This window comes from Burkholderia sp. PR2, from assembly GCF_052372875.1.
In the GTDB taxonomy this organism is placed as follows: domain Bacteria; phylum Pseudomonadota; class Gammaproteobacteria; order Burkholderiales; family Burkholderiaceae; genus Burkholderia; species Burkholderia diffusa.
On the sequence record NZ_JBQRWH010000001.1, the window covers coordinates 1,496,994 to 1,509,187 of the forward strand.

The following is a 12,194-nucleotide window of genomic DNA, read 5'->3' on the forward strand; positions in this document are numbered from 1 at the left end:
CGACATGCGGGACGCACCGGAGCCGAACGGCCTTGCCCTCGACGCGTCCGACGCAACGGGCGCGCTCGACGTGCTGGACGCGCGGCTGATGCGCATCCTGCTCGTGCTGCTCACCGAGCGCACCGTGTCGCGCGCAGCCGTGCGGCTGAACATGTCGCAGCCGGCGACGAGCGCCGCGCTCAAGCGCCTGCGCACGCTGCTCGGCGATCCGCTGCTGGTGCGCAGCCGCTACGGGATGGTGCCGACCGAGTTCGGCGCGCGGCTGATCGAGCCGCTGCGCAACGCGCTGCGCGTGATCGACTTCATCCGCATCCAGCAGCCGACCTTCGACGCGCGCACGTCGGTGCGCACCTACCGGATCGGCTGCCCCGACTACCTGAACGTGCTGTTCGTGCCGAAGCTCGTCGCGCTGTTCCGCGAACGCGCACCGAACGCGCAGCTCGTGTTCCATCCGCTCGGCGACGGCTTCGACGACGAACGGGCACTCGCCGATGGCGAGCTCGACGTCGTGATCGACAACCGCCCCGCCCGCTCGTCGCGGTTCCGGCAGGACGACCTGTTCGACGATCGCGTCGTGTGCCTGATGCGCGCGACGCATCCGCTCGCGCGGCGCGGCGCGATGACGGCCGCCGAATTCGCGCAGGCGCCGCAGCTGTGCCCGACGCCGTCGTGGCTCGAAGCATCCGGCGCGATCGACCGGCAGCTCGAACGCGTCGGCCTGCAGCGGCGGATCGTCGTCACGCTGCCGCACTTCGAACTCGCCGCGCATGCGCTGGTGCGCTCCGACCTGATCCTGACCACCACGTACCGGCTCGCGCGCCACTACGCGAAGCTGCTGCCGCTCGGCGCGGTTGCGCTGCCGGCCGAGCCGCCCGACATCGTGTACCGGATGACGTGGAACGAAGCGGGATCATGCGCCGACGGCGTGCGCTGGCTGCGCGCACTGATCGCCGAAGCGACGCGCAGCTGGCTCGACGCGGAGGCCGCACAGCCGTCCGTTGCGGCGGTCGCCGCGAACGTGGACGCGGATGCGGACACGCGAACGAACGCGCCGATTGCCGATGCCCCGCCCGAAGCGACGCGGCGCACACGCCGCCGGCAGGCGACGCATTGCGGTTCATCGCGGCAATCGCGCGTCGCGCGCGCGGCGCGCATCCATCGCCTCGCGACGAAGCCGCGCTGAATCGCACGCTCGATGGCTCGGCGGCGTCGCGTGCAACGGGGGGGCGCGTATCGCAGCATCCGTCACGCGTCGCGCATCGGTTGCGCAAGCAACTTGCATGCAATGGCGGCGGCAGCGAGCGCGAGCACGCCGCTCGCCGTCAGCGCGGCGGCGAATCCGCGCGCAAAGGCCACGGGTGCCGCATTCGCGAGCGTGCGCGCGGCCGACGGCGGCACGTGCGCAAGCGCCTGCGCGAGATCGCCGGCCAGCAGGCTCGACATGAACGGCACCGTAGCGGCCGCGGCCGCGGCCTCGGCCTCTCCCCGCCGCCATGCACCGCACTCACGCGAATAAACGAATAAGCATTTCGCGATTCGATGTTTGCCGACGCGAAACCGATTCCGTAACCTGCCCGGCAGCCGCGCGGCGTGCGCGCGGATCACCGAGGACCCGCCGTCGATGACTTCTTCCCCCGCCCCGGCCCGCCGCCGCGCCCTGCTGCGCGTGGCCGCCCTGGCCGCCGCACCGCTGCTCGGCGGCGCCGCACTGCCCGTGCGTGCGGCCGACCCCGACCTGTCGAACGTCACCCTGGTGCTCGGCGATCAGGCCGGCGGCCTGCGCGCGCTGGCCGACGCCTCACGCGTGCTCGACGGCGTGCCGTACCGGTTTCGCTGGGCGAATTTCCAGGGCGCGGCACCGTTGTTCGAAGCGCAGCGCGCGGGCGCGATCGATCTCGCGCCGGCCGGCGACCTGCCCGTCCTGACGGCAGCGCTCGGCGATCCGGCGTTGCGGATCGTCGCGACGCGCGTCGGCTCACCGGCGTCGCTCGGCATCGTCGTGCAGCCCGATTCGCCGGTGCGCACCGTCGCCGACCTGAAGGGGCGCACCGTCGTCGTGTCGTCGGCGCGCGGCAGCATCTCGCAATACCAGCTGTACGGCGCGCTCCGCGAACATGGCCTGGCACCGGGCGACGTCGACGTGCGCTTCGTGCTGCCGGTCGATGCGTTCGCGGCGTTCGAGGCGAAGCAGATCGGCATCTGGGCGACCTTCGATCCGTATTACGGGCACGTGGTGCGGCGCGGTGCGCGCATCGTGCGCGACGGCAGCGGGATCAATTCGGGGCTCGCGTTCCTCACGTCGCCGGTCGACACGCTCGACGATCGATCGAAGCGCGCGGCGCTCTCGGACGTGCTTGCGCGGCTGACGCGCGCCGGCCAGTGGGCCTTGTCGCACCCTGTCGATTACGCGGCCGTCTATGCGTCGCTCACGCGCCTGCCGCGCGATGCGGCCGCCGACATCGTGCGCCGGGCGGCGCTCGCGCAGCGCGGCGTCACCGGCGCGGATATCGACGTGCTGCAGCGTGTCGCCGACCGCGCAACCGCGGACGCGATCCTGCCAAAGCGCGTCGACGTCGCGTCGATCGCGGTACGCAACCTGTCGGCCGCATGACCGGCTTCACGCGCGCTCAACGCGGCTTCGACATGTCGAGATCCGGCACGTCGTCGCCGAACGTCGACGCGACCAGCGTGCGCATCGCGGCGACCAGCAGCGTCGGCCCCGACTGGTTGAACGTGCAGCGCTCGCCCGCCGCCGGCACGGCCCGATGCAGCACCGCGCGCCACGCGCCGTGCCCGCCGTCGCGCTCGAACGCGCCGAACGGCAAGCGCTCGACCAGCGGGCCGCCGTCCGCCCACGACGACGACGGCGCATACGGCACCGGCATGCCACCCGGTTTGTGAATGACCGTGCACCCCGCGGCGTCGACGCGCGGCGCGCCGAGGTCTTCCGCCATCGCCACCCAGAAATCGAGCGACGCACCGGCCAGGTCCTGAACCTGCATCGCGCCCTCCAGCGGTCTCGAAAACGTCATTCTAGGGAAACACTGAATTATCCATCTCAGTGGTCATCGCTGACGCAGCCGAGGACGCCCTAGAAGATAGTTCGCGGAACGCACCCACGACGATGAAACGGCAAATGAGCTTTGCGGAAGTAGAAAGCGCGGGCAATTTACTAATCGAATTTAAATGATTTGGCGTCGGAGTGCATTTATGGGCGGAGCGCTTCAGCGATGAAATACGCGCACGTCATTTACCGCTTTTTTCATCGTGGCGCTGCAATCCTCTCGTGCACGCCGCCGATCGGATCGGCAGGCGGAATCCGCACCCCGAGGCTCGCGCGGATCGCCATTTCCAATCGGCGACGCCGCGGTTCGACGCCCCTCGGTCTTCCCGCTGCCGCCGCACACGCCGCGGTCGCACTGAACCGACCTCCGCGCCGACAGCCGGCGCACGCGCGCCGGCTTCCCTTCCTCAATCCAGCCAGACACCGTCGAACCGGTGCCCGCCGAGCGGCGAGAACGTCACCCCGTGCACGCGCTTCGAGATCGGCAGCGACACGATCGACGTCGCGATCGGCGTGAACGGCACCTGATTCTTGAACACGACCTGGGCCTGCTCGTAAAGCGACGTGCGTTTCGCGACGTCCGCGTTCGTGCGTGCCGCACCGACGAGCCGCTCGAAATCCGCATTGCACCACTTCGCGAGGTTGCTGCCGTGCACCGCGTCGCAGCCGAGCAGCGTGCCGAGCCAGTTGTCGGGGTCGCCGTTGTCGCCCGACCAGCCGTACAGGATCGCATCGTGCTGCCCGTCGCGTTTCGCGCGGCGGTTGTACTCGCCCCACTCGTAGCTGACGATCTTCGCGCGCACGCCGATCCTCGCCCAATCCTGCTGGATCAGTTGCGCCATCAGCTGCGCGTTCGGGTTGTACGGGCGCTGCACCGGCATCGCCCACAGCGTCAGGTCGAAACCGTTCGGGAATCCTGCTTGCGCAAGCAGCGCCTTCGCCGCGGCCGGATCGCGCGGCGCGTCCTTCAGGCGCGGGTTGTACGACCATTGCGCGGGCGGCATCGGGTTCGTCGCGATCGTCGCGTCGCCGTTGAATACGGTCTTGATGATCGCCGTCTTGTCGATCGCGATGTCGAGCGCGCGCCGCACGTCGACACGATCGAGCGGCGGATGCTGCGTGTTGTACGCGACGAAGCCGACGTTGAAGCCCGTCCCCGAAAACAGCGTCAGCTTCGGATCACGCCGCACCGTCTCGAGATCGGCCGGCCGCGGGAACACCGACACCTGGCACTCGCCCGCGGTGAGCTTCTGCAACCGCACGGCCGGATCGGGCGTGATCGCGAACACGAGATGCGCGAGCTTCACGTCGTCCGGCTTCCAGTAGTCGGGGTTCGCGTCGTAACGGATCGTCGCGTCCTTCTGGTATGCGCGCAACTGGAACGGCCCCGTCCCGACCGGGAACTGGTTGATGTCGGCCTCGCGATGGTGCGCCGTCAACTGCGACGCGTATTCGGCCGACAGAATCGACGCGAACGCCATCGCGAGATTGCGCACGAACACGACGTCGGGCGACTTCAGCACGAAGCGCACCGTATCGTCGTCGACTTTCTCGATGCGCTCGATGTTGCGGTCGAATCCGAGATCGCTGAAGTACGGGAAGCTGACCGGATAGGCCTTGCGGAACGGATCATCGGGGTCGAGCATGCGGCGGAACGTGAACACGACGTCGTCCGCCTGGAACGGCCGCGTCGGCTTGAACCACGCGGTCGTCTGGAACTTCACGCCGCGCCGCAGGTGAAACGTGTAGACGCGCTGGTCGGACGACACGTCCCAGCTCGTCGCGAGCGACGGCGCGAGCTCGAGCGTGCCGCGCTTGAACTGCACGAGCCCGTTGTAGACGGTGTACGTGCTCGCGTCGAAATCAGTGCTGGTCGTGTGCTGGCCGGGGTCGAAGCCGGCAGGGCTGCCTTCGCTGCAGAATGCGAGCGTCTTGCCGGCCGGCGCCGCGAACGCTTGCGCGACCGCGCCGGCGAGCAGCAGCGACGCGGCCATGCCGCGCAGCGCTCCAACCGCAACGGATGCGGGCCGCGCACGATGCGCGGCGAACGAGACGAATGGAATCTTCATGGTGGCGATCAAAGGACTGTCATGCGAATGACGACCGCCGATCTTCGCGCGCCGCCCGCCGATCGCTTACCAATTAATTCCGCGTTGCTTATCGCGGCGGATGCATCCCGCTGCCGCTGCATGAAGATGTCCGCGCGAGCGTCGAGGACATGCCGGCGAATTCCGGCTGCCATGCGCCGCCGTTGTGCGTCATGCAGCGACGCCATTCGCGCAATGCCTTCCGGCCCCCTGCAGGTTCTCCGGAATTGGCGCATCGTATCGGCTGGTCAACGCCAGCACCGGCGCGCGGGGATTCGCCCGCGTGCACGTTGCGGCACGGCGTGCCCGTCGGCGCGCCCCCTTCCTGGAGGCCCCACGATGTCGATCAGCCCCGATACGCCCTCTGGTCCGGTGAAGTCTCCGGGCCCCGATCACCCGATCACGATCGAACCGCATCCATCGCGCGTCGTGGTCAAGGTGGCCGGCAAGATCGTCGCCGATACGCGCCACGCGCTGGCGCTGCGCGAAGCCAGCTATCCGGTCGTGCTGTACGTTCCGCGCGAGGACGCCGACATGGCGCTGCTGCAACGCACCGACCATGCGACGTACTGCCCGTACAAGGGCGATTGCGCGTATTACTCGATTCCCGTCGGCGGCGAACGCGCGACCAACGCGGTGTGGACGTACGAGCATCCGAACCCGGCCGTCGAATCGATTCGCGCGCACCTCGCGTTTTACCCTGATCGCGTCGACTCGATCGAGGAAAGCCCGCTCGGCACCGATTGAGTGCGGCGACGCCCTGCCTGCTCGTCGTTCACGTATCGTCCGGCCGCTGATTTGCATATGCGGATTCATTGGTTGGCCGCCGATTCGCGCGGCCGTATCGTCGTGCATCCGGCGCGGGCCGGCCGGCCGCGCGCAGCGCACGCATCCGGCTGCATCCAGTGCCGGTAGCGCCTCAAGTGCGCTTCCGTGAACCCGTCAGCAGGACGCCTCGATGAACGACACACCGTACGCAGATCTTGAAACGACCCCGGCAAATCCGCGACGCCGCCAGTGGCTGCACGGCGCGGCCGCCGGACTGGCCGGGCTCGCGCTCGGCCCGCTCGCGGGCACGCCTGCACTGGCGCAGGGCAGCGACAAGCGGCTGCGCATCGGTTTTCAGAAATATGGCAACTTCGTCGTGCTCAAGGCGCGCGGCACGCTCGAGAAGCGGCTCGCGAGCCAGGGCGTGACGGTCCAATGGCTCGAGTTCCCGGCCGGCCCGCAGTTGCTCGAGGGGCTGAACGCCGGCGCGATCGACGTCGGCACGGTCGGCGAGACGCCGCCGATCTTCGCGCAGGCCGCGGGCGTCGATTTCGTCTATCTCGGCAACGAACCGCCCGCGCCGCACGGCGAGGCGATCGTCGTGCTGCCCGATTCGCCGATCCGAACCGTCGCGCAGCTGCGCGGCAAGAAGGTCGCGTTCAACAAGGGTTCGAACGTCCACTATCTGCTCGTGAAGGCCCTGGAGCATGCGGGCCTCACGTATGCCGACATCCAGCCGATCTATCTGACGCCCGCCGACGCACGCGCCGCGTTCGTGCAGCGCAGCGTCGACGCGTGGGTGATCTGGGATCCGTACCTGGCGGCCGCCGAACGGCAGCTCGGCGCACGCGTGGTCGCGAACGGCGACGGGCTCGTGCGCAACACACAGTACTACCTCGCCGCGCGCAAGTATGCCGTCGCGCAGCCGCAGGTGCTGCGCACGCTGCTCGACGAAGTCGACGCGGTCGATCGCTGGGGACGCGACCACGTTCAGGAAGTCGCCGCGCAACTGTCGCCGCTCGTCGGCCTCGACGCGCCGACGCTCGAAGTCGCGCTCAAGCGCACCGGCTATGGCGTGCAGCCCGTCACCGATGCGACGCTCGCGTATCAGCAGAACATCGCCGACGCGTTCAGCGCACTGAAGCTGATTCCCGGCAAGGTGACCGTGGCCAACGCACGCTGACGCTGCGTCGCGTCAGGGCGAACACGTCGCGCCGGTCCGCCGCCACTCGTCGTAATCGGTAACGAGGCCCGCATCGTCGACCGCGATATCGGCTGCATACGTGCCGCTCTCGTAGCGGTAAACGTGCTCCGCCGTGCGCGTATAGCGCTGCTCGCCGCGCACGATCTCGAACGCGGGAAATCGCAGCCAGGCCGTGTGGATGACGGCCGACGCGCCGACCGCCAGCCCGAGACGCCGGATCGGCAGCGTATTGGTCGACGGACTGAAGCCGAGATCGATGTCGGTCGCGCCCGCAAGGGCCGGCGCGTCGACGCCGTCGATCGTCCAGCGCCCCGCGTCGCGCTCGATTGCGAATCGCCGGGCCGGCGCTGCGCCGAGCCAGACCGTCACGTGCACCGATCGCGTCAGCCAGTCGGCGCCGCACGCGATCGTATAGTCGACGCGAAACGGCGTGCCGTCGATCGCGCCCGCCACCGCGCCCGACAGGTCGATGCCCGCGCGCGTCTCGACGAGCCGGCACCATTCCGCCGCGTGCCAGGTCTGCGTGATCTGCCACGCGACGCATCGCGTGCGCGCTGCTTCGTCCCGTTGCGTCATGTCGTCTCCCGTCGATTGCATGAACCGGATTTTCACTCACGGTATCGGTAGTCTCATGGGCCTTTGGCGCGTGCCGCCGAACCAATACCGAGTATCGGTTCGTCGCGCATCCGCTCGGCACAGTCGACCGCGTGCTCGTGGCCGCCCCCGCCAGTCCCGACCGCTTCGGCCCGATCGCAACGAAGGCCGATCTGGTGGAGCACCCGTTCATCCGCGTCAAGGGCATCCTCGCGAACGAGCAGTTGCCGCTGCAGAGCGAAGACAACAAGCTCGAATACGCGCGGACCCGGACGGTGACGACGACGAGCCATTGGCGCCCGATGTTCGACACGATCCGGGCCTGCGGTGGCATCGGCGTCGTGCAGGCACAGGCCTGCGTCAATGCGCTCGCGCGCGGCAAGTCACGCGCGCCGCATCACCACGCCTGCCGATAGATCGCCAGCGCATCGCCTTCCGTGACTTCGCGCGGATTGTTCACGAGCAGGCGCGTCTGCAGCATCGCGTCCGACGCCATCCTCGGCAGGTCGCCCTCGCCGATGCCGACCTCGCGCAGCGTGCGCGGAATGCCCGTCGCGACGATCAGGCGATCGATCTCGTCGATCAGCGCCTGCGTCCTCGCTTCGTCGCTACCGCTCGCCGACGGCGCGACGGTCGCCGCGAGCTCCGCATACAGCGGCGCGGCAGCCGGTGCGTTGAAGCGCAGCACATGCGGCAGCACGAGCGCGTTCGACAGCCCGTGCGGCACGTGGAAAATGCCGCCGACCGGATAGGCCAGCGCATGCACGGCCGCGACCGGCGCGTTCGCGAATGCCTGGCCGGCGAACATCGCGCCGACCAGCATCGCTTCGCGCGCGTGCCGATCGCGGCCGTCGTCACAGGCCTTCAGCAGGTTGCGCGACAGCAGCGTCAATCCCTGCACGGCCAGCATGTCGGACACCGGATTCTTGAGCCTCGACGACGTATAGGCCTCGATCGCATGCACCATCGCGTCGATGCCCGTCGCGGCCGTTGCCGCGCGCGGCAGCCCGAGTGTCAACTCGGCGTCGAGGATCGCGACGTCCGCGAACAAGTGCGGCGACACGACGCCCATCTTGCGCGCCTCGCCGACCGTGACGATCGACACGGCCGTCACTTCGGAGCCGGTGCCGGCCGTCGTCGGCATCTGCACGAGCGGCAGCCGCGATGTTGCAACCTTGTCGACGCCGTACATGTCGGCCAGCGCCTGCCGCCCCGGCGCGAGCACCGCGATCAGCTTCGCGACGTCCATCGACGAACCACCGCCGAGGCCGAGCACGATTTCCGCATCGGCCGCCACCGCCCGCGCGGTCGCCTCGAGCACGACGTGCTCGGGCGGATCGGCGATCACGTCGTCGATCACGGTCACCTGCCAGCCGTGCGCGGCGAGGCTCTCCAGCGCGGGCGCAAGCACGCCGCTGCGATGCAGGAACGCGTCCGTGACGACGCATAGCCGCGCGAGCGCCGGAAAGCGTTCGCGCAACAGCGGGCCGAGCCGGCGCGCGGCGCCGAATTCGACGATCTGCGTCGGAACGGTACGGAATTGAAACGGGTTCATCGGGCGTCTCCCGTTGGCGTCGCCGTGCCGGTGTCCGGCTGCACCATGTAGCGCGTCACGTCGCGGCGATCGAGCAGCGGAATGCTCGCGCCGACACCGATCCGCTGGAAATGCGGCGTTTCCCGATGGACGTCGAGGCCGTCGGCATCGCTGTAGCGCTCGAGGATCACGATGTGGTCGGGATCGACCGGCGACCGGAAGTACGCATAGTCGAGGTTTTTCGGCTCGGTGCGCGTGGCCGGCGCGAGTTCGGCCAGCAGTTCGATCACGCGGTCGCCGTTGCCGGGTTTCGCGAAGAAATGCGCGATGACCTGCAGGTAAGGTTCGTTCATGCTGCGCTCCGTATTCGCCAGCGCCCGTCATGACGGGTCGTCATTCCACAATGCGCGGTTGCTCGTCGAAGGTGGCGGTCGGCGGCCCGACACGATGCCGACGCCCAGACGTCGCATTGTATTGAATCGGCGCCGTGCGCGCAGCGCATCGTCACGCACGCGGCGGCAGCGCTCCGCGCGACCGGTTCGCGGTGGGTTCGCGGCAGGTTCGTCGCATGCCGGCGCGATGCCCTGGCCGGCCGGCTTTGCCCGCGTCACGCGCGCCGCTGCTCCGGCCGCTACCACGGCACGGTGCGCCCCTGGTAATCGAGGTATTCGAGCCCCGCGCGCCGTTGCTTCTCGATCAACACGTTCACGAGGCTCGGCACGCTTTCGTCGATCGTCAATCGCGCATCGGGCCCTCCGAGTTCCGTGCGGACCCAGCCCGGCGCCATCAGCACCATCGCGCGCGGCGTGCCGGCCTGGCGCGCCGCGAAACTGCGCATGAACTGGTTCAGCGCGGCCTTGCTGCCGCGGTAGACCTCGCGCATTCCGCTCACGTTGTTCGCGACACTTCCCTGCCCCGACGACATCGCGCCGATCAGGCCGTCCGCGGTCACGAGATCCTGCAGCGCCTCGATCACGCGCATCGGCGCCAGCGCATTCGTGATCATCACACGCACGAATTCGGCGGTCGTGACTTCGCCGATCGTTTCGTTCGGATCGTTGGTCGTGCCGGCGTTCACGAACAGCATGTCGAAGCGCCGGCCCGACAAGCGCGCGCGCAGCGCGGTCAGTTGTTCCGGCTCGCAGATGTCGAGCGTCTCGACCTCGAGCCGTCCGTCGAAGCGTTCGGCGAGCGCGTGCAGCTGCGTGCGCCCCGATGCCGCGCGCACGGTTCCGGTGACGTGCCAGCCCTTGTTCAGGAACTGTTCCGCCATCGCGAGCCCGAGGCCGCGCGAGGCTGCGACGAGCAGGATCGATGGTGTCCTCGGGTTCGATACGGTCGATTGCATGGATTTCACCTTTGCCGGCGTTCGTCATCCAGCCACTATAGGCGTGCACCTTCACATGCACCAGACGCACCGAACTCAATCAATAGTTGCATTAAACGCCCTGTCACGGCGTGCGATGCCGTATGCTGTCCGGATGGAAGACATCGACCTGAACCTCGTCACCGCGCTCGACTTGCTGCTGACCGAAGGGAGCGTGACCGGCGCCGCGCGCCGGCTCGGACTGAGCACCTCCGCGATGAGCCGCACGCTCACGCGGCTGCGCACCGCCACGGGCGACCCGCTGCTCGTGCGCGCCGGACGCCGGCTCGTGCCGACGCCGCACGCATCGGCGTTGCGCGATCGCGTGCATGCCATCGCGAGCGATGCCCGTGCCGTGCTTCGTCCGGCCACGGCCGATCTCGACATGGCCACGCTGTCGTCCACGTTCACCATTCGTGCGGCGGCGTCGTTCATGGACATGCTCGCCGGCCCGGTGGTCGCCGCGATCGGCGAAATCGCACCCGGCGTGCGCGTGCGTTTCGTCGCCAGGCTCGACCGCGATCCGGGGCCGCTGCGCGACGGCATGGTCGACCTGGAAATCGGCAAGCGCGGCGACGACGCGCCCGAACTGCACACGCGCGAGCTCTTTCACGACGGACACGTCGCGGTGGCACGCGCCGGGCATCCGCTGTTCGCGGCGGCCAGGATCACGCCTGCGCGCTACGCGGCCTGCCGTCACGTGATCGCATCGCAGCTCGGCGACTTCGGCGGGCCGGCGAACGATCCGGCAGGCACGCTCGCGCCCGCCCAAATCGTTCAGGTCGTGGTGCCCGGCTATCCCGATGCGATGCGCGTCGCGGCCGGCACCGACCTGATTGCGCTCGTGCCGCGCTCGAGCCTCGGCAACGCATTCACGCCGGGGCTCGTGGACGCGCTGGGGCTGCGCACCTTCGCGATACCGGTCCGGCTGCCCGAGATCCTGATCTCCGCGCTCTGGCATCCGCGGATGTAGCGCGACCCGGTGCATCGCCATCTGCGCGATGTCGTCATCGACGTGTGCAAACGCGCGTATCCGGCGGCCCGCGCACCGCGCGCACGGGCGCGCGGCACGAAAACGGGCGCCGCCGACTGAAGCATCACGATCCGCACGCAACGCCCGCGCCTCACACCAGCCGGCCGCCCCCGTCGATGTGCAGGATCTCGGCGTTCATGAAGCGGTTGCCCAGCAGGAACGCGATCGCTTCCCCGACTTCATCGACGCGACCGACGCGGCCGCCCGGCAACGACGACGCGGCCCCGCCGAGGATCGCGTCGCGCGCTTGCGGGCCGAATGCGTCGTACAGCGGCGTGTCGACGAAACCGGGCGCGACGACGTTCACGCGAATCGGCCTGAGCTCCAGCGCAAGCGACTGTGCCAGCGCCTCGACGCCGCGCACGGCGGCCGCGATGACCGACGTGCCCTGCCCGGACGGACGGTCCGCCAGTTGCCCGCCAGCTGTCCGCCGGAGCGCCCGCCGGGCCGCACGCGCCGACAAACCGGGGCGGCGCCGCGCACTCGACGACACGGATCCGGCACCGCTTTCCCGAATCCCGACCATTGCATCGCGCCGGGGGCG

Annotated in this window: 12 protein-coding genes and 2 pseudogenes; 6 read left to right on the forward strand and 8 right to left on the reverse strand. The window is 69.2% G+C overall.

Annotated features, from left to right (window positions below; genetic code table 11):
* Positions 1-4: 4 nt before the first annotated feature.
* Positions 5-1,183 carry a LysR family transcriptional regulator gene (locus tag ACT2FV_RS06460; protein ID WP_059598771.1) on the forward strand — a complete coding sequence of 393 codons (1,179 nt, stop codon included), beginning with the start codon at positions 5-7 and terminating at the stop codon, positions 1,181-1,183.
* Between the two features lie 62 nt (positions 1,184-1,245).
* On the opposite strand, the pseudogene ACT2FV_RS06465 reads toward ACT2FV_RS06460, so the two are convergent.
* Positions 1,246-1,455, reverse strand: a pseudogene (locus ACT2FV_RS06465) (MFS transporter); the annotation flags it as partial.
* Between the two features lie 166 nt (positions 1,456-1,621).
* Here ACT2FV_RS06465 and ACT2FV_RS06470 point away from each other — a divergent pair.
* The gene (locus ACT2FV_RS06470) at positions 1,622-2,611 is read left to right on the forward strand and encodes an ABC transporter substrate-binding protein (RefSeq protein WP_174919877.1); all 990 of its coding nucleotides are present in this window, start codon (positions 1,622-1,624) and stop codon (positions 2,609-2,611) included.
* A gap of 16 nt (positions 2,612-2,627) precedes the next feature.
* On the opposite strand, the gene ACT2FV_RS06475 is transcribed toward ACT2FV_RS06470, so the two are convergent.
* The gene (locus ACT2FV_RS06475; RefSeq protein WP_151048736.1) at positions 2,628-3,002 is read right to left on the reverse strand and encodes a phage protein NinX family protein; all 375 of its coding nucleotides are present in this window, start codon (positions 3,000-3,002) and stop codon (positions 2,628-2,630) included.
* A gap of 469 nt (positions 3,003-3,471) precedes the next feature.
* On the reverse strand, positions 3,472-5,133 hold the full coding sequence (locus tag ACT2FV_RS06480) for an ABC transporter substrate-binding protein (RefSeq protein ID WP_444503486.1): 1,662 nt from the start codon (positions 5,131-5,133) through the stop codon (positions 3,472-3,474).
* A 357-nt stretch (positions 5,134-5,490) separates the two neighbouring features.
* Here ACT2FV_RS06480 and ACT2FV_RS06485 point away from each other — a divergent pair, with 357 nt between their 5' ends.
* Positions 5,491-5,898: a DUF427 domain-containing protein gene (locus ACT2FV_RS06485; RefSeq protein WP_151048738.1), complete on the forward strand. Its 408-nt coding sequence runs from the start codon at positions 5,491-5,493 to the stop codon at positions 5,896-5,898.
* A 211-nt stretch (positions 5,899-6,109) separates the two neighbouring features.
* Positions 6,110-7,102: a sulfonate ABC transporter substrate-binding protein gene (locus ACT2FV_RS06490; RefSeq protein ID WP_059598755.1), complete on the forward strand. Its 993-nt coding sequence runs from the start codon at positions 6,110-6,112 to the stop codon at positions 7,100-7,102.
* A gap of 12 nt (positions 7,103-7,114) precedes the next feature.
* Here ACT2FV_RS06490 and ACT2FV_RS06495 read toward each other — a convergent pair whose 3' ends face one another.
* A complete protein-coding gene (locus ACT2FV_RS06495) occupies positions 7,115-7,699 on the reverse strand; it encodes a putative glycolipid-binding domain-containing protein (RefSeq protein ID WP_175814991.1) in 585 nt (194 codons plus the stop codon).
* Positions 7,700-7,836: 137 nt separating this feature from the next.
* Here ACT2FV_RS06495 and ACT2FV_RS06500 point away from each other — a divergent pair, with 137 nt between their 5' ends.
* The gene (locus tag ACT2FV_RS06500) at positions 7,837-8,133 is read left to right on the forward strand and encodes a hypothetical protein (RefSeq protein WP_444503487.1); all 297 of its coding nucleotides are present in this window, start codon (positions 7,837-7,839) and stop codon (positions 8,131-8,133) included.
* On the opposite strand, the gene ACT2FV_RS06505 is transcribed toward ACT2FV_RS06500, so the two are convergent.
* The 3 genes from ACT2FV_RS06505 to ACT2FV_RS06515 form a co-directional block, all read right to left on the reverse strand.
* Positions 8,115-9,272 (reverse strand): iron-containing alcohol dehydrogenase, encoded by a 1,158-nt coding sequence (locus tag ACT2FV_RS06505; protein ID WP_444503488.1) that lies wholly within the window; start codon positions 9,270-9,272, stop codon positions 8,115-8,117. The two genes, ACT2FV_RS06500 and ACT2FV_RS06505, sit on opposite strands and share 19 nt — an antisense overlap.
* Positions 9,269-9,604 carry a putative quinol monooxygenase gene (locus tag ACT2FV_RS06510; RefSeq protein WP_444503489.1) on the reverse strand — a complete coding sequence of 112 codons (336 nt, stop codon included), beginning with the start codon at positions 9,602-9,604 and terminating at the stop codon, positions 9,269-9,271. Before ACT2FV_RS06510 ends, ACT2FV_RS06505 begins: the two co-directional genes overlap by 4 nt.
* A 278-nt stretch (positions 9,605-9,882) precedes the next feature.
* Positions 9,883-10,599 (reverse strand): SDR family oxidoreductase, encoded by a 717-nt coding sequence (locus ACT2FV_RS06515; RefSeq protein ID WP_444503490.1) that lies wholly within the window; start codon positions 10,597-10,599, stop codon positions 9,883-9,885.
* A gap of 133 nt (positions 10,600-10,732) precedes the next feature.
* Between ACT2FV_RS06515 and ACT2FV_RS06520 the strand changes: the two are divergent.
* Positions 10,733-11,710: pseudogene (locus ACT2FV_RS06520) on the forward strand (LysR family transcriptional regulator).
* A gap of 31 nt (positions 11,711-11,741) precedes the next feature.
* On the opposite strand, the gene ACT2FV_RS06525 reads toward ACT2FV_RS06520, so the two are convergent.
* Positions 11,742-12,143 carry an SDR family oxidoreductase gene (locus tag ACT2FV_RS06525; protein ID WP_444503491.1) on the reverse strand — a complete coding sequence of 134 codons (402 nt, stop codon included), beginning with the start codon at positions 12,141-12,143 and terminating at the stop codon, positions 11,742-11,744.
* Positions 12,144-12,194: the final 51 nt, after the last annotated feature.